Annotated in this window: 16 protein-coding genes and 3 tRNA genes; 10 read left to right on the plus strand and 9 right to left on the minus strand. The window is 42.3% G+C overall.

Annotated elements, in window-relative coordinates:
* Window positions 1-168: 168 nt before the first annotated feature.
* A complete protein-coding gene (gene hacA / locus EO93_RS14360; protein WP_255350234.1) occupies window positions 169-1,401 on the minus strand; it encodes a homoaconitase large subunit in 1,233 nt (410 codons plus the stop codon).
* Window positions 1,402-1,746: 345 nt separating this feature from the next.
* Here hacA and EO93_RS14365 point away from each other — a divergent pair, with 345 nt between their 5' ends.
* The 3 genes from EO93_RS14365 to EO93_RS14375 all read left to right on the plus strand — a co-directional run bounded on the left by EO93_RS14365 (window position 1,747) and on the right by EO93_RS14375 (window position 4,674).
* Complete coding sequence (locus EO93_RS14365; protein WP_048163235.1) at window positions 1,747-2,991, plus strand: hypothetical protein; 1,245 nt, start codon at window positions 1,747-1,749, stop codon at window positions 2,989-2,991.
* Between the two features lie 630 nt (window positions 2,992-3,621).
* Window positions 3,622-3,855: a DUF2795 domain-containing protein gene (locus EO93_RS14370; protein WP_048163237.1), complete on the plus strand. Its 234-nt coding sequence runs from the start codon at window positions 3,622-3,624 to the stop codon at window positions 3,853-3,855.
* A 399-nt stretch (window positions 3,856-4,254) separates the two neighbouring features.
* On the plus strand, window positions 4,255-4,674 hold the full coding sequence (locus EO93_RS14375; protein WP_048163239.1) for a pyridoxamine 5'-phosphate oxidase family protein: 420 nt from the start codon (window positions 4,255-4,257) through the stop codon (window positions 4,672-4,674).
* A gap of 141 nt (window positions 4,675-4,815) precedes the next feature.
* Here the strand turns inward: EO93_RS14375 and EO93_RS14380 are convergent, their stop codons facing one another.
* Window positions 4,816-5,025 (minus strand): hypothetical protein, encoded by a 210-nt coding sequence (locus EO93_RS14380; RefSeq protein WP_048163240.1) that lies wholly within the window; start codon window positions 5,023-5,025, stop codon window positions 4,816-4,818.
* Window positions 5,026-5,641: 616 nt separating this feature from the next.
* On the opposite strand from EO93_RS14380, the gene EO93_RS14385 reads away from it, so the two are divergent.
* On the plus strand, window positions 5,642-6,877 hold the full coding sequence (locus tag EO93_RS14385) for a C39 family peptidase (RefSeq protein ID WP_048163242.1): 1,236 nt from the start codon (window positions 5,642-5,644) through the stop codon (window positions 6,875-6,877).
* A gap of 114 nt (window positions 6,878-6,991) precedes the next feature.
* Window positions 6,992-7,606, plus strand: a complete 615-nt coding sequence (locus EO93_RS14390; protein WP_048133445.1) for a UPF0228 family protein — start codon at window positions 6,992-6,994, stop codon at window positions 7,604-7,606.
* Between the two features lie 296 nt (window positions 7,607-7,902).
* Here EO93_RS14390 and hdrB read toward each other — a convergent pair whose 3' ends face one another.
* Genes hdrB through hdrA form a run of 3 tightly spaced genes read right to left on the minus strand, consistent with a single transcriptional unit; the run spans window position 7,903 to window position 11,925 of the window.
* Window positions 7,903-8,847: a ferredoxin:CoB-CoM heterodisulfide reductase subunit HdrB gene (hdrB, locus tag EO93_RS14395; RefSeq protein WP_048163243.1), complete on the minus strand. Its 945-nt coding sequence runs from the start codon at window positions 8,845-8,847 to the stop codon at window positions 7,903-7,905.
* A complete protein-coding gene (hdrC, locus tag EO93_RS14400; protein WP_048163244.1) occupies window positions 8,801-9,511 on the minus strand; it encodes a ferredoxin:CoB-CoM heterodisulfide reductase subunit HdrC in 711 nt (236 codons plus the stop codon). Before hdrC ends, hdrB begins: the two co-directional genes overlap by 47 nt.
* Window positions 9,508-11,925 (minus strand): ferredoxin:CoB-CoM heterodisulfide reductase subunit HdrA, encoded by a 2,418-nt coding sequence (hdrA, locus tag EO93_RS14405; protein ID WP_048163246.1) that lies wholly within the window; start codon window positions 11,923-11,925, stop codon window positions 9,508-9,510. The genes hdrC and hdrA overlap by 4 nt, the downstream gene beginning before the upstream one ends.
* Before the next feature lie 754 nt (window positions 11,926-12,679).
* Between hdrA and EO93_RS14410 the strand changes: the two genes are divergently transcribed.
* Entirely contained in the window at window positions 12,680-13,081 is a 402-nt protein-coding gene (locus EO93_RS14410) for a transcriptional regulator (protein WP_048135520.1), read from the plus strand.
* Between the two features lie 249 nt (window positions 13,082-13,330).
* On the opposite strand, the gene EO93_RS14415 is transcribed toward EO93_RS14410, so the two are convergent.
* Entirely contained in the window at window positions 13,331-13,918 is a 588-nt protein-coding gene (locus tag EO93_RS14415) for a transposase (RefSeq protein ID WP_048163280.1), read from the minus strand.
* A 453-nt stretch (window positions 13,919-14,371) separates the two neighbouring features.
* On the opposite strand from EO93_RS14415, the gene EO93_RS14420 reads away from it, so the two are divergent.
* Window positions 14,372-14,785: a transcriptional regulator gene (locus tag EO93_RS14420; protein ID WP_082098654.1), complete on the plus strand. Its 414-nt coding sequence runs from the start codon at window positions 14,372-14,374 to the stop codon at window positions 14,783-14,785.
* A gap of 745 nt (window positions 14,786-15,530) precedes the next feature.
* Here the strand turns inward: EO93_RS14420 and EO93_RS14425 are convergent.
* Window positions 15,531-15,607 (minus strand) — tRNA-Ile (locus EO93_RS14425).
* Between the two features lie 60 nt (window positions 15,608-15,667).
* Window positions 15,668-15,744, minus strand: a tRNA-Ile gene (locus tag EO93_RS14430).
* A 228-nt stretch (window positions 15,745-15,972) separates the two neighbouring features.
* Here EO93_RS14430 and EO93_RS14435 point away from each other — a divergent pair.
* Window positions 15,973-16,044 (plus strand) — tRNA-Ala (locus EO93_RS14435).
* Between the two features lie 201 nt (window positions 16,045-16,245).
* Here the strand turns inward: EO93_RS14435 and EO93_RS14440 are convergent.
* Window positions 16,246-18,585, minus strand: coding sequence for a PGF-pre-PGF domain-containing protein (locus EO93_RS14440; protein WP_048163248.1), 2,340 nt, complete (start codon window positions 18,583-18,585; stop codon window positions 16,246-16,248).
* A gap of 681 nt (window positions 18,586-19,266) precedes the next feature.
* Here EO93_RS14440 and EO93_RS14445 point away from each other — a divergent pair.
* Window positions 19,267-19,836: an HdeD family acid-resistance protein gene (locus tag EO93_RS14445; protein ID WP_048135526.1), complete on the plus strand. Its 570-nt coding sequence runs from the start codon at window positions 19,267-19,269 to the stop codon at window positions 19,834-19,836.
* 172 nt (window positions 19,837-20,008) lie between these two features.
* Window positions 20,009-20,659: an SdpI family protein gene (locus EO93_RS14450; protein WP_048135529.1), complete on the plus strand. Its 651-nt coding sequence runs from the start codon at window positions 20,009-20,011 to the stop codon at window positions 20,657-20,659.
* Window positions 20,660-20,676: the final 17 nt, after the last annotated feature.

Consider the following 20,676-nt stretch of genomic DNA (forward strand, 5'->3'; position numbering starts at 1 on the left):
GCTATTCCCTCCTTTTTAAGAGTATAGAATTCATGGTATAAATTTTAGGTGGATTTAAGATGAATTTTCACATTGTTAATACGGAAAATGAAACCGAAAATAAAAATAAAGAGAAAGAAAATAAAAAATAAAAAAGAAGAAAAGGAAAAAAGAAAAGAATGTCGGTTTTCAAACTGTCCTCGGATCAGTTATTTCACCTGTCAGTGCCGAGGCTGCTGCGGTTGCAGGGGATGCAAGGTAGATGAAACCGTCTTTTCCCATCCTCCCTTTGAAGTTCCTGTTTGCGGTTGAAACGCAGACCTCTCCTTCCCCGAGCACGCCCTGATGAGCGCCGAGACAGGGCCCGCAGCCAGGGGTTGCAGGGGTCACACCGGCTTTCAGCAGTGTTTCCATGGTCCCGTTTTCTATTGCTGCAAGAAGGGTAGTGCGGGAGGCAGGAATCACAATTGTCCTGACTGCAACCTTTTTTCCTTTCAGGACTGCTGCTGCTACCTCAAGGTCTTCAAGCCTTCCGTTCGTGCACGTCCCGATAAAGACCTGGTCTATGTGAGTGCCTTCAACCTCTCCTACGGGCTTTACATTATCCACCTGATGCGGGCAGGCAACCTGAGGTTCGATATCTCCGGCATCGTATGTGAACTCTTTCAGATAAGCAGCATCAGAGTCGGCATAGACGGGCTCATAAGGCGCAACTGCCCTGTTTTTCAGGAAATCGAAGGTCTTTTTGTCCGGTGGGACAATGCCGGTCTTTGCCCCCATCTCAATTGCCATATTACAGAGAGTCATCCTGCCAGCAACCGAAAGTTCGCTGATCGCCTGCCCGTAAAACTCAACTGCTTTGTAGGTTGCCCCGGCAATCCCGGTCTTTCCGACCAGGTAAAGAGTAAGGTCCTTTGCGTAGACGCCTTTCTGAAGGCTGCCTTCAACAGTCATCCTGAAGCTTTCCGGAACCTTAAACCAGAGCTTTCCCGTAGCAAAGATTTCAGCCATGTCGGTAGCCCCTACCCCTGTTGCAAAAGCCCCGAAAGCCCCGTAAGTGCAGGAATGCGAGTCAGCCCCAACAATCAGCTTTCCGGGCATTGCAAAGCCGTTTTCAGGAAGGACCTGGTGACAGACCCCTTCTCCAACCTCATAGAAGTTAGGTATTCGCTGCTCCTTTATCCATTCCCTGATCTCCTTCTGCAGGGTAGCTGAAGTCTCAGTATTCGCAGGTGCGATATGATCAAAAGGAATTACGATCCTTGAAGGGTCCCAGACCTTTTCCAGCTCCATTTCCTTAAAAGCATTTACTGCAAGCACCGACGTGCCATCATGCGCCATTGCATAATCCACATCTGCAAGCACAAAATCGTTAGCCTTTGCCTCGGTTCCCGCGGTCCGGGAAAATATTTTTTCGCTGATTGTTCCCAAAAGTAAGCCTCCTTTCCGAGAATAAAGTGATAATGAATGAAATGTACGCTGAAGAATTAAGGTTTCAGAACTCACTATAACGAAATATATATACTTAATGGATTTGTGGGCTAAAAGTTCTATTAGAGGAAGAGGGTTGTAAAATATTTTTCTAGAGACAGGCATGGTTCAGGACATTTTGTTCGCAAGGTAGAAGTCGAAAAATTATACCACAGTATGGTAGCCGTATGGCACATTAGTTAAGAAATTAATTTATTAAGAGTTAGTTTAATATACTAACGTTAGATTATAGATAGAAGAATATATTAGTGAAGTTTAACGCGGGGGAAAATTAAGATGAGAGTTAAATATATTTCATTTGCTGTTTGTTTTTTATCCTTACTTTTGCTTGCGGGGAGTGCCTCATCAGCCGGGGCCATTCCGGCAGAGCAGTGGAACAGAACTTTTGGGAACATCGAATATGACTGCGGAAATTCTGTCAGGCAGACTCAGGACGGAGGATACATACTGGCAGGAGAGACCGTGGTTAATTATGATGAAGCTAACGCTGATGCCCTCCTGATGAAATTAAACCCGGATGGAATTGAAGAATGGAGCAGGACTTTTGGGGGCCCTGCATATGATTGTGCATACTCGGTCCAGCAAACGGCAGATGGAGGATACGTACTTGCAGGCTATCTTGAAAAGGGGGAAGAAATAGATTCAAGAGACCCGGATTCAAGAGACCCGGATGCCTGGCTGATTAAAACAGACTCCAACGGAACAGAAGAATGGAATTTTACTTTTGGCGGGAATAAAACAGACCTTATATTTTCGGTCGAGAAGGCCATCGATGGAGGATACTTACTCGCCGGATATACGGAATCTTTCGGGGCAGGAGCATCTGATGCCTGGCTGATTAAAACTGACTCCAACGGGACCGAACAGTGGAATAAGACCTTTGGAGGAATAAATGAGGACTACGCATCTTCTGTCAACCAGAGCAAAGACGGAGGATACGTAATATCAGGGTTCACCAACTCCTCAGCAGGCGAAAATGAAGCCTGGCTGATTAAAACCGACTCCAACGGAACAGAAGAATGGAACAAAACCTTTGGCGGGGAAAGCTATGATTATGCATACTCTGTCCAGGAGCTCGAGGACGGAGGATACATACTGGCAGGAACTACGGAATCCTTCGGGACCGGGAGAACTGACGGCTGGATGATAAAAACAGATTCAAACGGGACTGAACAGTGGAATAAGACCTTTGGAGGCCCGTATACAGATAATTTCTATTCGGTTCGGAAAACCACAGATAAAGGCTTTTTACTTGCAGGCATCACCCAGCCGAGCAGTGATTATAACAATACCCAGGCCTGGCTGATGAAAACCGATTCCGAAGGGCAGAAAGAATGGGAGATGAACTTTGGAGGTCAGGATGACGATTCCGCAGCTTTTGCCCAGGAAACCCGTGAGGGAGAATACATACTCGCAGGACGCACTTCCTCGTATGGGATGGTCTCTGATGTCTGGCTTATCAAAGTCGGCTCGGATAAAAATATGACAGCTGAGCTTGATAACACCACAGTCGGGTTTTAAGAAACAGCATCAAAAAGCCTCAATTAAACTGAAGTAATCTGCCATGGGGCTGAAACCTCCGCGGCTTTCTTTCTCTTTTTTTTCATTTATTCCTTTCTCTGAACCCTGAGCCCCTGAGTATAAGTTTTTAAAGCCCTGGACATAACGAGGCCGCCGCAATAGATCAATGATTGGAGACACTCAAGGACGGTACTCAAGAACGGTACTCAAGGACGAAACTCAAGGACGAAACTCAAGGACTCTAGACTGATCGTCCATCTATAAAGAAAATGGATTACGATTGAATTCTTTTTTACCAATTAAATAATATGATATTATCAATAAAAAGTATGTATTGACACAAAACTACAAAAATGTGTTAATTTTTAACATAATTTTATAATAACATATTAACATTTAAATAGTAGATCATCATTGATATATACGCTAACAAAAAAGTTAGGTTTCCTTCAGAAGCTTCAAAAAATATCGATTTTCCTGCAAAGAAGGAAGATGTTGTTAAACGCTAAGGATAGTAACACCAGGAACGACATGCTGCGGAATACAAATAATCTCCGGAAAAGGAGTAGACAAACGCTGCAGATGTCGAGGAAATTTAAAGGAACCTGAACAAAAGTAAAGGGGAATATCATGGAAACTGAAAGTAAAAGCAGATTTATTGCAGAACTTCCTGTGGAAACTCAGAAGATATTGAAAAATATAGATTTTTCTATAAAAAGGAACGACATTATTGAACAAGCAAGGAAGAGTGGAGCAATCCCGGACATACTTCAGGAACTTGGCATGCTTCCGGACAAGAAATACAATAGCACTGAGGATGTCGCCGAGGAACTTCACAGAATTTATATGGGGATTCCCGCCTAAAAAACGTAACTTACTTTTTTTTCATTTTTTTAGGAACCGATGATCAATTCAATCCTTTTTTATTTCTTTTTTAAATGTACCCTGTGAAACCTGGAAAACAGATATTTCTCATGCCGAGCCGGTCAAGAAGAAGCTCTCAAACCTCCTGACCTTTATCCATTTTCTCCGTTTTCTTCCCCCTTCCTTTTTCCCGACACCTGTCTCCTTTTCTTCCTTTCACCTATTTGAAAACACTTCGTATCAATCAAGCGAAGTTTTAAGCATACTTACGACTCATATTTATCGCAGCTTGCACAGTAATAAAGCTCTTTTCCGGGCAGTACTTTCGGACCAGGCGGCCTGCTCCTTCAATATTTCAGGGGAAGAGCGAGAAAATAAGTTTGTGATAGGGGATTTAATATGACGTCAAAATTGATGGACTACTTTAACAAGCAACCGAGAATTGGGGTTCTCAGCACAGCGAGTAAAGACGGAAAGGTAGATTCGGCTGTTTTCGGTTCACCTCAGATGACCGATGAAAAGACCGTTGTAGTTGCAACAGGGAAAAACCGCACGTTTGCAAACCTTCAGGAAAACCCTTACGCAATGTTCCTGATAATGGAACCGGGAGCAGATATTATGGCATGGAAAGGGATCAGGGTTTATATGAAGTTGAAAGAATCTGCGACTTCCGGCGAGATGCTTGATATGATCAAAAGCCAGATCGCAAAAATAGCCGGTGAGGAAGCGGGAAAGATGATATACGCAACTGCCACCTTCGAGATCATTGAGCTGAGACCTCTCGTGGATATGGGACAGGGCTGGGAGAATTCAATCTGAATATTCAGAAGTTATGGAAATCAGAATGAAAAATCAAGAAGTTATGGAAAAAAATAATAGTAAAAAAAATCAAAATGAAAGAAAAATCAAAGTAAAAAATCAAAATAAAAAAGATGACCGGTTCAACTTTAAAACGGGATTTTATATTATACCGGTCTTCTCTAAAAATCCTTCCAGAGGCACGGAGTGAGTCTGGAAACCGCATACTTTGTAGGGGTCTGCGCCCATTGAAAGAGCCATGAACTGGGCAATATTCATGTGCACCAGGTCGTATTTTACCCCGTACTCTTTTTCAATAACAGGCTGGTAGCGGTCATACTGGATATGGCAGTTCGGGCACATATGGAGCATTAACTCCACTCCGGCTCTCTGAAGACTGTCGAGTATGGTTTTGGTAAACTGAAGAGAGGTGCTTTTTTGAGGCGGAGCTGGGAAAAGCCCATTCCACAGGTAAGGTTACGGGCGGTATTTTATCAGAATTTGTCTAAAAAGAGAGGATTTAATTTTTGGAGATGCTTGTCAAAGTTTAGAAGATTCACTGACTCTACAGGCTCACATGAAATACAAACACAGAGACTTTTGCGGTAATACTGTAAGCAGTCCACAAAGATCCTCGTATATGAGTATAGATGTGAATTTTTACATTTGGATATCAACTCTTGAATATATGCCAAGGATATATGCTTATACATATACTTATTGGCCAGATCATCAAACTATCGCAGATTCAGAATAATTGCAAACCCAAAACAGGTATGAAAAACGGATAGTTCGATGGAATGGCCGGAAAACTTATAAGGAGTTAGATAAGAGGAATTTATGGAGTTCAGAAGTGCTTTCCAGGTACCACCCGAACTCCACAAAACACGCCCTAAAGGCATGAGTTATGTTAGCTTTGTCTGTATTTAAGGCTTAGCTTGCCTGATTCTGCCTCCTGGTTATAAGATACACAGGAGGAGATTAAAGTATGAACCGTAATAAAATTGGAGTAAGTATACTTGTTTTAGCAACACTGCTGGTTGGTATGGTGTTAATACCGGCAGTAAGTGCACAGGAAGAAAAAGATTATTTTGTAACTGCTGAGGAAGCTTTTAAGCATGCCAATGCGAACATGATAAGTTTCATAGCAGCCGATGCACCAGGCTTTGAAAACTGGACAGGGGCATTTATTGATCCCAATCCACTAGAGTTTTACGACATAAATAGTAAGAAATTATTTTATCAATTCTCAGTATATAAAGAAAATATATTAATAGGTAGAATAGACGTTTGTGCCGATAAAACGCTTGGGGCATCAGTAAACAACATTGAATTCGATCCGGAACCCTTTAAAGCAGCCGAAGCTATGGAAAGGTCAATAGAAATCACCAAAAGTGAATATCCAGATGGGAAAATCAAATCAACCAATATGGTTGTATACAGCTATCCTAAGATTGGTGCGATGACTGTCGTAAAAGACAAGACAACAGGAGATGAGTATCGGATATTTGTAGATGGATACACCCTTGAAGGGGTAGAGGATAAACCTGCAACTGAAACCGAGCCTGGTGTTTGGTCGATGTATGACCATCTTTTAAAGAATGGAAAGGACAACAATTTAAAGGAATGGGAAAAAAGTGACCAACTTACAAACTCTATAGAGCAAGCAGCAACTAATAAAGGGGTCAATATTAATGCCTCAGTCACTGAAGAAAATATGAGTAAACTAAGTACTGATGCAGCAACAAGATTAATCACAAGTAAATCACTTTCTGTTCCCTTATATGGACAAGAAAATAGCGTTTACTGTGGTCCGGCAAGTTGTCAAATGATTGGTAAATACATATGTAACATATATCGGACCCAAAATTACATCTATGATTTTCAAGGATGGCATGACCATAATAATCTGAATGGAGGGATCTCAGATAGCGACGCTAAAGATTATTGTTACTATACTCAGCAACAGGGGGGATTAGGGCAGCGTGGCACAGTTATTAGTACTACTATGAGTTTTACGACCGCTAAGACTGAGATCAACAACAACAGACCTTTTTTCAGTATGGTTCCAGGGCATTTTAGAGTTTGTTATGGATACTCAGATACTGGTTACGGATTATATTATATATATATTAATGATCCATTGCCTATTGGATCTGGTCACCAAACGGTGGAAGTCAATGGTGCTCAAGAAACTAAACGTATATATGTGAGGCCGTCTTAAAATTCCTTAGAGGAGTTCGATAAATCTCTGGTTTCAATGGTTGCTTATATATCCTTTATGCAAACAGCCAGTCTATAAGGTTTATCGAATCTTCTTCATTTTTGAGGTGTTGGTATGAGCAAAATCAATAAGGAAATCGCTATTTTTATTGTTTTTCTAACTCTCGTAGCGATTTGGGGGTTACTTGTAAAAGTGCCGGTAGAGGATGCGAAAACACCAGATCCTGAATCGCAAGTAGCTGGTATGACTATTCAATTTAAAGATGGAATTTCTGAGTCAGAAGTACAAGTCATTCTTCAAAACTACAATATGACTCGGAACTATAGGATGACATATGACACTAATTATCCAGAAAAATATTACATAATGGCGGACAAAGATAATTGGAGTGACATAAGACGCGAGCTTGTAAAAGAGATGAAGGAAGATAAAAAAGATTGGACTATATCTTCTCCTGCTGATGTTACCCGAAAAGGAGATTATTACGTTCTTCCGGTCTCTGAACAAGCGATCCAGGACGAAAAATTTCTTGCAATACTGGACAAATATGATATTGGGGCGAAAAAGTTTACATGGTGTGATATTCGTTTTCTTTTTAATGATGGACCTCTGACATATTGGATTCCGGAAGAAGATGCGATAAGGATAAAAAATGAGCTTGAACAAAATGAAAATATATTTACTGTACAGCTTAGTTACCTTTATCCCCCATCTGATCCCACGACCTAAGAGGCTGTATTAGAGCCTATCCAAAAAGTGATTACCTGTTATAACTTTTATAAGATGCAATATGCAAAACCGGAACGGATACTCTAATATTATAGACTTATAACTTTCACAACATGCCATTATTGACTTTTCGGACAGTCTCAATCTGGAAAAAGTCCGCCTTAAGATAAACGCATCTAAGGTAAATTTGTTTGTTATACATTTTAAAGTTAGAAAACAACTTTCAACAAAGCCAAAAAATTAATTGGGAAAAATCAAAACAAAAAAGGTGACCGGTTCAACTTTAAAACGGGATTTTATATTATACCGGCCTTTTCAAGAAAACCTTCCAGAGGCACGGAGTGAGTCTGGAAACCGCATACTTTGTAGGGGTCCGCTCCCATTGAAAGAGCCACGAACTGGGCAATATTCATATGCACCATATCGTATTTTACCCCGAACTCTTTTTCAATTACAGGCTGGTAGCGGTCATACTGGATATGGCAGTTCGGGCACATATGGATCATTAACTCCACTCCATTTCTCTGAAGGCTGTCAAGTTTGGTTTTGGTAACCTGGAGAGAGGTGTTTTTGTTAAGGTGAAGCTGGGAAAAGCCCATTCCGCAGGTAAGAGTGCGGTCTTCGTACCAGCGAACAGGGGATGCCCCGCAGGCTTCAGCTATTGTGTCTATAAGCTGGGGGTTTTCAGGGCTTCCAACTACATCGAGGTACTTGACTTTATAATAGTGACAGGCATGATGAGAGGCTGTTTTAACGCCTGAGAAATCGAATTGTTTCTTTTCCTTTATCTGGTCGACTTTACTCAGGAGGATCTCGACTGCATGATAGAAGTTGGTTCGGGAGTCCATATCGCCCTTTTCATAGACAAGGTCGTCGAAGCCCTTTTCTCTGAAGATGGAGTTGACTTTTTCCCGGACCTCAGTATTGGTGTTAAGGAGTTCACATGCGTCCTTGTTAATGGCATAACAGGTTGAACAGAGGCAGGTTATGTTGGGATACCCGCTCCTTCTGGCGATTGCAAAGTTCCGGGCTGCAATAGCTGCTGTTGTGAGGCCTTCAAAGATATCGGTGTAGTGCCCTATCCCCGTGCAGCAGGACTGCTCATCGTTTATACCGTAATCTACCCCGAGCCGGTCAAACACGTAACTTGTAGCCGTTTCTATCCCAGGATATTCCTGCCCGACCATGCAGCTCTTAAACAGTAAGAGCTTGCTGTCCGGTATACTCTCTATCGCTTTCAAAGCCAAACTCTCCGCTCTTTTTTTCGTTTTCAACACGGTCTGTTGTCAGGAACCCGTGAATTCTTTTTTCCTGTATCCTTGCTTTGATCCATTTTTCCCTTTCAAAATAGCCAGTGCTCTCAAGAATAGCCTGAACTTCTCCATTGGTGTTCCTGACATCCCTGGCGCTAAGCCCCAGTTCAGAACGGATGGGCTCCAGATTCCTTTTCATTCCAATCCAGCGCTCTCCAAGGTCTCTTTCCATGTTCTTGACACCAGCGCCCGGGACCTTGCTGGCTCCGTTTTCGGCAAGGTACTCTCCGATCTCAAGGAAATAGGCAAGCTTTTCAACCCCAATTCCTTCGTTGATAGCGATCTGTCTGAGCACCTGCACGATTGTTACAGGGCTGTTGTTCCTGGGACAGCGCACATTACAGGAATAGCAGTAGAAGCAGGACCAGATCATTTCAGATTCAAGCACACTACGATCATTTTCGAGCACCTTTTTTACGATCTGCCGCGGGCTGTAGTCCGTAAACCGGGCTGCAGGACAGGAAGCGGTGCAGGCTCCGCACTGGATACAGCGATCCAATCCCATGGCTTCAGGGGTTCGGATACTTTTTTTTGCGGTCTCTGCAAGAGTTTTACACTCCGGGGTATCGTATTTATTTACATATGGCATCATCTGATCACCTCTCCTTCCCGGGCAAGGCGGGTAAAAGTTCCTGCAAGCCCTTTTGTGTTCGGAACATAGGTTTTTTTGAAATAGATCCGGTTTCCTGAATCTCCAAGTTCTTCTTTGAGTTTTTCAACGTGCCTGGTAGTAAGAGGGTATATTATCTCGGCTCTCGGGCTGTCAGGTGGGTCTTCCACAAAAAGGACAGAGGACGCCCCATGTTTTAAGGCATGCAGCACCAGTTCTCTGTCCACTACCAGGCATGTAGGGACCTTGATTAATTTAACATTTGAAGGGTATGTGAGCACACTGTTACCTATATTATCGCAGGTAAGGGAAGCAATCCCGGAATTTACAAAGCCAAGCACATCTCCTTCTTCGAGCACACCCTCCATCTCGGCTTTTAACTGGGATTTCGTAAAGCCTGCGATCTGGATGGCCCCATCCTTGCAGAGCTCGGTACAGTATCCGCAGCCCGTGCAGATCAGAGGGTCAAGAACAACCCTTCCGCTCTCATTCAGGGAGAGGGCCTCGAACGGGCATTTAAGGCATTCTCCACAGCGCGTGCAGAGCAGCTGGTTGACGGCTGCAATTTCGTTATCCAGCATTTTCGGGCTGTCCGTAATGAAAGTCCTTGCCCTTATGGCTGCAAGTCCGGACTGGGCAATGGTATCTGTAACATCTTTAGGGCTCTGGGCAGTACCGCAAACAAAGATTCCGTCAAGGGAACTGTCTACTGGTTTTAGCTTGGAGTGCCTTTCCTTAATAAAGCCGCTTTCATCCTGGCTCAGATTCAGCACACTGGCAATTTTCCTGGTCCCCGGAGAAGGTATCATGGCCGCGGAAAGTACAACAAGATCAGCAGGAAGTTCTCTCATTTTCTGGTTAAGGGTATCTTCGACCCTTACAACAAGGCTCTTGTCCGGCTTTTCAACAACTTCGGCAGGCCTTCCCCGAACAAATTTGACTCCGGTATCCTGAACTGCACGGTAATAGTTTTCATAAAAACCAAAAGCCCTTATATCAATATAGCAAATCGTGATTTCTATTTCAGGATATTTTTTCTTAATCAGGCTTGCGTGTTTCAGAGCTGCCATACAGCAGTATCTTGAGCAGTAACGATTTCCGCCCTCTTTTTCGTCTCTTGAGCCCACGCACTGGATCATGACAATTCTTTTTGGCGTTTCGGCATCAGAGGACGGGGCAGAGGAACTTTCGCACCTTGAAGTACAGCTTGCAGGAGTTGAAACAGCAGAAGCTTTACTGAAATCGGAAATCCTCAGAAGTTCCCCTTTTGTAGGGCCATTGATGCCGAGGACTCGGGCAAGTTCCATCTGTGTCAGCACATTTTCAAAAATTCCGTATCCGCACTGGGGTTTCTGGGAGACGTCATACTCCTCAAAACCGGTGGCAACAACAACTGCACCTACGTTAAGTTCAACAATTTCTTCCTTCTGGGAAAAATCAATTGCTCCGGTTTTACAGGCATCTGCACATTTTCCGCAGGCTTCCCCCTTTAACTGGAGGCAATAATCGGGATCAATACAGTAGATCTTGGGGACTGACTGGGAGAAGCGAAGAGAAATTGCCTTTTTGTCCATATAGCCGCAGTTGAACTCGTCTTCAACCGGGGTAGGACAGACACGGCTGCACCTTCCGCATGCTGTGCAGCTGTCTTTCACATATCTTGGCTTCTTCTTTAACCTGACAGTAAAGTTTCCTGCGCTTCCGCTCAGGCTTTCAACTTCGGTCCAGGTCAAAAGTGTAATTTTCGGGTGGGCTGCAACTTCGTTCATCAGAGGGCTGAGTGAGCACATTGCACACTCTTCCGCAAGCTTATCAGGGGAAAAGATCTTCCCTATTTTCGCCATCTGCCCGCCTATGCTTGAATTTTTCTCCACAAGGAAGGTGGAAATCCCATTATCTGCAAGGTTCAGCGCAGCTGTGATTCCTGCTATCCCCCCACCTATAACAAGGGCCTGCTGAGCAATATCCACTTTTATTTCTTCCAGGGGCTCTATGTGTTCCAGGCGTTTTAGCTTGGCCTGCAGGAGGGAAATAGCTTTTTCAGTAGCTCCTGTTTTGTCAGGATGCACCCAGGCGCACTGTTCCCTTAGATTTGCAATTTCAAGCCCGGCTCTATTCAATCCGGTTTCCTGGATGCACTTTCTAAAGAGAGTGCCATGCTTGGAAGGAGTACACGAACCTATTACTACCCTGTTCAGATTCCCTTCCAGAATTTTATTTTTTATCAGGGACTGCCCCTGGCTTGAGCACAGGTACTCATAATCAAAAACCGAGATCCCTTCTGCCTTAAGGGTCTTTTTTACGGCATCTACATCAACGTGTTCGGAAATGTTCCCGCTGCAGTGGCAGATAAATACAGCAGCTTTGTCCAGCCCATCAGTCGTCCCAGCAGTCATTATACTAAATCTTTCAGGGATTTGTATTTAAAGATTGCCGAAAAAATAGGATAAGTGGCCCAATGAGGACAATTGAACGATAGAAATTGCAAAATTGGGACATATATTTGAAAAAATGGAGATTTTAGCGTTTATCTGCTTCAGTTGTACCCTGGTTAGCGTCCTCAGATTGGAGAAGATATACTATCAAAGGTTTTAATCCTATATATACCTGAATGAAGAACTGCAAAAGATCATGTTGACTGCAAAAGATCATGTTGCCCAGCTTATTCCTTACTCTGTAGCTCCATAGATTTCGCAAATAAAAGTTACTATGGCGCACCCCGCAGCACGGTGGGGGTATTCGACTGAAATATATTTAGTGCCTCTTATTGTCAGAAAGTTTTTATATGCATATAATTATATATAGGGAGATCATTATTATATAAATTAACTGAGATGCCAGATTTGTTGGGTACTTCCTCAGATTTTAACTTTTAATAAATACAGATATATTAAGTGAAAAAATAAAAATTCAAAAAAAACCATTTGGAATTAACCATTTAAAAGCAACCATTTGAAATAATTAAGTGAGATAATTCATTAAGTTAATTCATTAAAGCTAATTCATTAAAGCTAATTCATTAAAGTTAATTCATTAAAGTTAATTCATTAAAGTTGTTCGTTTGAAAATAATAAATTTCCATGATCTGATGATACTGGATAAAACATGATACTGAGACCAATGTAAGGTGCTCTACGGTATAAACGGCAGATGATAGTTGTGGCAGATAATGGGCTAATATCAGAAGACAATAATATTAAAATGGGAGAGATTGAGTACGAAATGGTCGAGCTTTTGAGGAGGCTTAATATAAACAGACCTGTCGCCTTAACTCTTGCATGCCTCTCAAAAGGAGAAGAGATCTCTTCCCAGTGTATAGAAATGGTATCAGGTCTTAGACAGCCAGAAGTCAGCATTGCGATGCGCTACCTTCGTGAAAATGACTGGGTAGACATGAGGGAAGAAAAGAAGAACCAGGGCAAGGGCAGGCCGGTAAAGCTATACAAACTGACAGTTCATATGGAAAAAATTATTGACACAATAGAAGAAAACATCATTGCTGAGAGTAATACCATACGCCAGAACATAGAACGTCTCAAGAACCTTTCCTGAAGAATTGGCGAAAAAAATTGAGATTAACGCGGTTTTTCTCTTACAATCTCAAATGTAAAAAGTTCATTCGTGAACTACCCCTCCCTGCTTTCTGATGAAAGCGAGGAAGGGGCTTCTTGCTTCATCCCTCGAACTACTGTTCGCAAGTCCACAAGCCCATCCCCTGCGTTCCGCAGGTGTCAGATAACTATAAGATTTTGATCTTGAAGAGAGAATTTTTTGATATTGATTGCAGCATTTATGTCTCTGTCATGCTGCAACTGCAAGATAATTAATGCCTACATCAACACCCATGAAAGTAGATGCGTCCTCTATTTTCTTATCAGGTAATTCCTGAGAAACGGTTAGATGGAAATAATAATCTCCGTCTTTATGTTTCACTACTTTAGACGCTTCAAATTTCCACGGTTCTTTAAAAAACGGTAATGCGTATTCGTAGTTCTGGATTTGGTATGTTTTTCTACCGTGACTGAATGTAGTAAGACTAACTGAATTTTCAGTTATCGTGTAATCTCTCTTGTATGATAATGTCATAGATGTTGGAGAATACATTACTTTCTGCCAATAACTCATACCTATTTTTGCCAGTTCTACTATTGTTTTGTACGTCCCTGCTACCTGTCTTGGTATGTTACAACTAACCTGAGATTTCAATCCAATGTTTTCTCTGAGATAAGGATATACCATTTTTTGTAATTTCATAGCAGGTATTGTTCTGCCATGTTCGAAAACGATGTTAGATGTGTAATTCATGCCGTTTGTGTATTTTTGCATGGTTTCTACTAAATCAAAATCTGGATTTAGAATTTTCAGTTGTATTGTTTTAGTAGATTCCATAGTATATCATATTCACATAAAATTAGTTATAGATTTAGTATGAATATTGAACATAAACAGGGGTTGCGAAGATTACGCATTCCTCCCGCCACTAAAGTAACGGGAATCCTGCTTAAGGCTCTTGAATCAGCTGCCACAATAAATTGTTAAAAATATTATATTTATTGCATTTCTATTCAGGAAGTGACTATAAAATTACCCCCATGAAATAGCGAAGAGCCACAATTATTTAAAGAAGAGGCAAGTCAGGGCACTTCATACCGTTTATTAAGAAGAATGCCCCAAAAAAGTTAACCGCAGCAAAATAAGCAAAACGAGATCATGAGCCTGATTGAGGGGAATGTTAACCAGAGTAACATTTTGAAATATAAATATAGATTAACATATATTAAAATTAAAACATAAGTAAATATTTATATTAATTCACTCTATAATGCTTCTTCGGGTGATTAAATGGTAGATGAAAGTGGTTTAGCTATAGAAACTACTGACATAACGAATGAGATTCCCTTATCCATGGGATCAAGCGAATATGAAATGATAGAATTATTTAGAAAGATCAATATCAGCAGGCCAATTGCTCTTACCCTTGCCTGCCTTGCAAAAGGAAGGGAAATCTCTTCCCAGAGCATCGAAATGGTATCTGGTCTTAGACAGCCGGAAGTCAGTGTTGCAATGCGGTACCTCCGCGAAAACGACTGGATTAACATCCGGGAAGAAAAGAAATCAAAAGGTAAAGGCAGACCGATCAAGCTGTACAGGCTAACGGTTCCAATGGACCGCATTGTTAGCAAGATCGAAGACGAAATCATAGCCGAAAGCAGACTTGTGCTGAGGAATATTGAACGCCTGAAGCACATTGCCTGAAATTTATGATAGGGAACAGAATGACCTGAAGTCAGGGGCAGGATTTCATACCGCAAATTGCCTGGACTTCTACTATCCAGAAGCCGTTCTGTCTTAAAGGGGATTACCCCCACCCTAACTTTTTTTCTTACCAACAACTTTTCTATTACAATTATTCTTACTAACCCCTAGTTGCGCCACCCGAATTGCGCCCCGGGATCTCAGGAAATCGCAGATTTTCTTGGAGTTGCACTGCAAGTGCAACAGTACGCAGTCCGTTTCAGCAGAGTTGCGACTCTGCAGTAAGCTGCCCTTTTCGCTGCGCTCAAGAGGGCTAATCTATGGGTTTTAGCAGTGAGCTCCGCTCGCTCAAGCAGACTAATTTAGAGTTTATCACAGTGATCTTCTATCAAGGGAACTAAATTACAAATATGGGCCAGAGCTTTTCCTTTTTCCGCGCATTCCGTATTTCATACCTTCCTTATTTCATACCTTGTTGGAAATGAGTGAGAGAATTGTGGAAATTGATTATAAATATTATAAATAATACACGAAAGAGGATTCTATTTTTGGATATTCCAGAAGATTGAAAAAAAGGTAATCAGGTTGGTAAAGCTCACATAAAATTGAAAAAATGGAATTAGAATAGAGTTATTGATTGAAAGAAGATGTAGGGAAAACAAACAAAAGATAAACAAAAGATAAACAAAAGATAAACAAAAGATAAACAAAAAAGAGTAGAACATCAAAAAGTTAAGAGAAAGTATGGTGGGCCCGCTGCGATTCGAACGCAGGACCTCACGGTTATCAGCCGTGCGCTCCACCAAGCTAAGCTACGGGCCCTCAATGAAGGAATTCAGTTTAGAAAACCTGAAAGTTCTCTGAGAAGATATTGTTGGATTGTGGTGGGCCCGCTGCGATTCGAACGCAGGACCTCACGGTTATCAGCCGTGCGCTCCACCAGGCTAAGCTACGGGCCCAGATGTCAGGTTTATTCTATAATTATCAGAGTTGAAAGGCTTTTTTAGGGAAAGCATCCCAATCCGACAACACTTCTAATACTCGAATTACTACTTATACCTTTTGCTCGGATAGTAGGAATTTCCCAGATCCTAAATTTTATTTACAGGAAGCAGAGCATGTATGCCGACAGTTATATATACGATACTGAGTGTATGTGGGAGTGCTGACAAAGCAAAACACAACATGGGCCGGTAGATCAGGGGTAGATCGCTACCTTGGCATGGTAGAGGCCTCGGGTTCAATTCCCGACCGGTCCATTCTCTTTTTTAATTAAATGGGTAATTAAGCAGAAACCTTTATAATTTTTAATCCCACGATCTCTCTTAAGATTTAAGAGCTTGATTCCTGGATATGAGGATTTTATGACAAAACCGATTTACTGGCTTATTTGAGGATCAACCTTTCCTCGCAAAAAAGATAAAAAATGAAACGCCATGAAGCGTTCCATTTTCATGTTTTCATTTTGGGACCTGTCTATAAATGATCGCACATATCAGGCCTAAAAAGAGCAGCCCTATTATGCCATAGACCGAAGGGATGCCAGAGAATTTTGTGCTCTCACTCTGTTCTGAATCCGTGTCCAACCCTGTACTTTCATTACCTTCTCCTTGCAGAGACCGGGTTTCAAGCGAAGTCCCTTTTTCGGTTACTTTTTCAGGAGTACCTTGTGCCTCACCTGTTATCGCAAAAGAGGCAAATCCCGGGGTTTCAGCTGTGAAATACAGGTATTTTTTATCTTCACCTGACAGTCTGGCTGGCAGCTGCGTCCAGACTTTTTCATCATACCTGTTCAGGGTGATCGAGTCCTGTTCTATTAGCCTATCCTGAATCCAGGCCTTTTCAACTTTGAAGCTCAGGATGGGGTTTTCGATGTTTTTTGAGGTTGCATATCCGGCATTTCCTACCCAGACATTGAAGGACTTGTAGACCTCACCTGCAGGCATCTTCGAGACAAGGGCTGACTTTTTCTTTAACTGCTCAACAATGGTTGTGGTCTTGCCTACGTTCTTGATCGCATCGAAGCCCACAGACACAACACAGGTGGCGTTCTTCGTGAACTCGAACTTTACAGCCTTACCGTTTGTAATGAAGACCTGGGCAAGTTCCTTGACCTCTACATTCTTTGCAGGCTCAGGAGATCCTCCGCCTCCGCCTCCGCCTCCACCACCGCTGCTGCTTCCGCCACTGCTTTTCTTATCTACAGCTATCAGAGTAGTTTTTGTATCAGTGCCTTTTGCATTGATCGCAATCAGCTTAACGGTATACGTTCCTGTGGCAGGATACACATAAACAAAGCTTGCCGCATTTGAGTCCTCGACTCCGTCATTGTTAACGTCCCAACTTCTCGATGTTGCGTTTTGTGAAAGATCAGTAAAGAGAACGACGAGGGGGGCATAGCCGCTGGTGACATTTGTGCTGAAGTCTGCTGTCGGAAGTATTTCAATTTCTTTTTTCAGCACAGTTATAACAGCAGTTTTTGAATCCGTGCCGTTCTGGTTGCTTACTTTCAGATTAACGGTATAAGTTCCTGCCAGGGAATAAGAATGAGTTGGATTCCTCTCAGTTGAAGTAACTCCGTCTCCAAAGTCCCAGGTCCTTGATGTTGCATCTTGTGAAAGGTCGGTAAAGAGGACAGAAAGAGGGGCATTCCCGCTGGTTGTATTTGCCTTGAAATTTGCTACAGGAAGAATATCAACTTCTTTTTCCAGCACAGTTATAACAGCAGTTTTTGAGACTGTATCATTTGTGTTTACTGCAGTCAGCTTAACAGTATACTTCCCTGGAACTTCATACACATGAACTTCGCTTTTAGCTGTAGAATCAATATTTCCATCATTATCAAAGTCCCAGCTTCTCGATATCGCATTTTGTGAAAGGTCAGTAAAAAGAACAGAAAGAGGAGCAGGGCCCTGGGTGATATTTGCCTTGAAATCTGCGACAGGGGGTACAGGTACAGGCTCCGTCCTGGGGGTTACCAGAGGCAGATAATCAATATTCTGCTCGTTTAGAGAGTAAGGTTTCTCCGCAAACCCGTCACCGTTCGCATCCAAATGAGTCTGGGAGAATCCATCTTCTGCAGGAGATCCCCAGAAGTTACCTCCGATATAAGGACCGTCTATTATGTTCAGGCCAGGCGTCTTTGGGACGCTGAACGACCCTCCGGGGTTTCCGTCCTCAATCATCAGGTTAACGTCATTCAAAAAATAGTTATTATATACCGACGCAGAGTCCCTGATGATATAAAGACCGATACCACAATTTTTGAAAATGTTACCAGTTACAATATGACCACCCGCGCCGTATGTGAGTGTGATACCGACATCACATTCTCTGAAAGTGTTTCCTATTATTTTGTTGTCAATACTGTCATATGTAGATACACCAGTCGGGCTGCCCGTAAAGAGGTTATTCATTATGGTTTGGTTCCCGTACATGTAACTGGTGCCCATACTGACACCGCAGCCGTTGAACCGGTTGTTTCGAATTGTGCAGGAAACCCCACCCTCGGAGAAGTCAACGCCTTTTGTGATTGTGAGCCCCTCTATTCTGGAGTGGCTGAGAAGAGCAAAACCACCGACAGAAGGGTATCCAGCTCCAGCTGCTCCTTTGATAGTCACTGATTTATTTACGAATATGGTTTCATCAGGGTACGTTCCAGGGCTAACCAGAATGACATCTCCATCAACCGCATCGTTCAGGGCAGCCTGGATTGTAGTATAATTACCAGGCCCGTCGTCATCAACATAAAACGTAGTCGCAGCTGCGCACCCGGCAATAACCTGAAGTGTGAGAGCCACTGTAAATAAAATCGATAATACTCTTTTTATTTGCCACACAAGAAAAACCCCTACAAACTATTTTAGAATCTCAATATCAATAGTTACCTCAAATCCCCATTTTTGACTGTACAGGATACACTGGTATGGCTGAGGCGTTGTCTTAAAAGGACATAAAAACGTCTTAAGTCACACTTATTGAGTTTTAAAATGAATTTATTTTACGAAATTGGCAATGTTATATCAAATTAACTAAATTGTCCTAATTTTTAATGAGGGCGCGTCATTTTTTAGGCAGATTGTTAATAGGAAGGGAAGATTGTTTTAGAATATTCACATACAGTTATTGAGATTGTCTTTTGAGTTGCGTACGTCCCGGTTTTCTGTGTACAGGGAAGATTAAAAATAAAGATGCGCAGGGGCGTTCAAAAACGAATATTAAGCGGCTATGACGCATGGCCCATGTGTGACTGAACACAGCATAGAACATTAGAAGAGAAATAAATACTCATTGATTTATATAATCTCCAATATATAATAGATAGCGGAGATTAACCTTTTTACCTGACTGAGTCACAGTGCACAGAAGAATCGGGAAACTTCATACTTCAGGTAAGAGGTTTGTTTTTGATACCTGTACATTTTATTGGGGTAGCCGACAGCATCAAATTTTCTACGTAAAGCAACTCTGGAGGTAAGTATATGGAACAAACAGCTGCAGAATACCGCACTGTGGAATATGAAGTAATGCAGGTCCCCTGGTGGCTGGTTGTACTGGAAGGAATCTTTGCCGTAATCATAGGCTTATTTCTGTTGTTTTCACCTGTAGTAACCACCATAACCTTAGTCCAGATACTCGGAATCTTCTGGTTTCTGGGCGGAGTTATTTCAATCGTTTCACTGCTGATGGACAGAGAGAACATGGGATGGAAATTGCTCTCCGGTGTTATGGGCATTCTTATCGGGATTGTGGTATTTGTATACCCGTACAGTCCCTTTGTAATTCTGGCACTTCTTGTAATCATAATAGGAATCTGGAGTATTATATACGGCGTAATCAGACTTGTCTGGGCGCTCAAAGGAGGCGGACTGGGAATGGCGATCCTCGGGCTCCTGACAATTGCCCTCGGGATACTCCTGCTGGTTAACCCCCTGGCAGGTGCCGTTGTCCTGCCCTGGATATATGGAATTTCCCTTGTAATAGGCGGGATTGCAGCACTGATTGGCGGGTTTAGAATGAAGTCCGGGAAAACCGTCTCAGACTCAGGTTAAGGTTTTCAGAAAACTTGAAGGTCGATAAGCATTCCCACTCATATATGCAGTGACAGATACAGTGACAGATGCAGTGACAGATACAGTGTCGGGTCCGTAGCCAGTCCATTAGCGTTGGCAGACCCATAAGTACTCCACATTTTTAAATATTTGAAACATCTAAAGAATTTACATGCGAAAAGCTACAGTAGCAATAACAGGACTGGTTCTTCTTTCTTTTATCCTATCAATCTATTTTTACCCGCAGGTACCTGAACAGATGGCAACTCACTGGAACTCACAGGGAGAAGTAGACGGCTATATGTCGAAACTCTGGGGGCTCTTTTTCATGCCGTTAGTGATAACGGGTCTTGTAATTATGTTCCTGGTAATTCCGAGAATTGACCCGCTGAAAGAAAATATAGCAAAATTCAGGAAATATTATGACGGGTTTATAGCGATAATGGTTTTGTTTATGGTCGGTGTCCATCTCCAGATACTGCTCTGGAACACAGGAATTCAGATCAGCCCCAATGCCGTAATTCCTGTAGGGATAGGGCTTCTGTTTTATTATATAGGGATACTTACGGAAAATGCAGAGCAGAACTGGTTCATCGGAATCAGGACACCCTGGACTCTCAGCAGCGAGAGGGTGTGGAAAAGAACTAACCGGCTTGGAGGGAAACTATTCAAGATAGCAGGAATAGCAGCAATCTTCGGGGCTTTTTTTCCGGAACTTGCAATATACTTCATCCTTGTGCCCGTAATTTTTGTAGCCGGGATTACTGTTGTTTACTCATATATTGACTATCAAAAGGAACTTAAAGAAAATGAAAGAAAATGAAAGAAGATTAAAGAAGT

Source organism: Methanosarcina sp. 1.H.A.2.2 (assembly GCF_000979975.1).
Lineage (GTDB): Archaea > Halobacteriota > Methanosarcinia > Methanosarcinales > Methanosarcinaceae > Methanosarcina.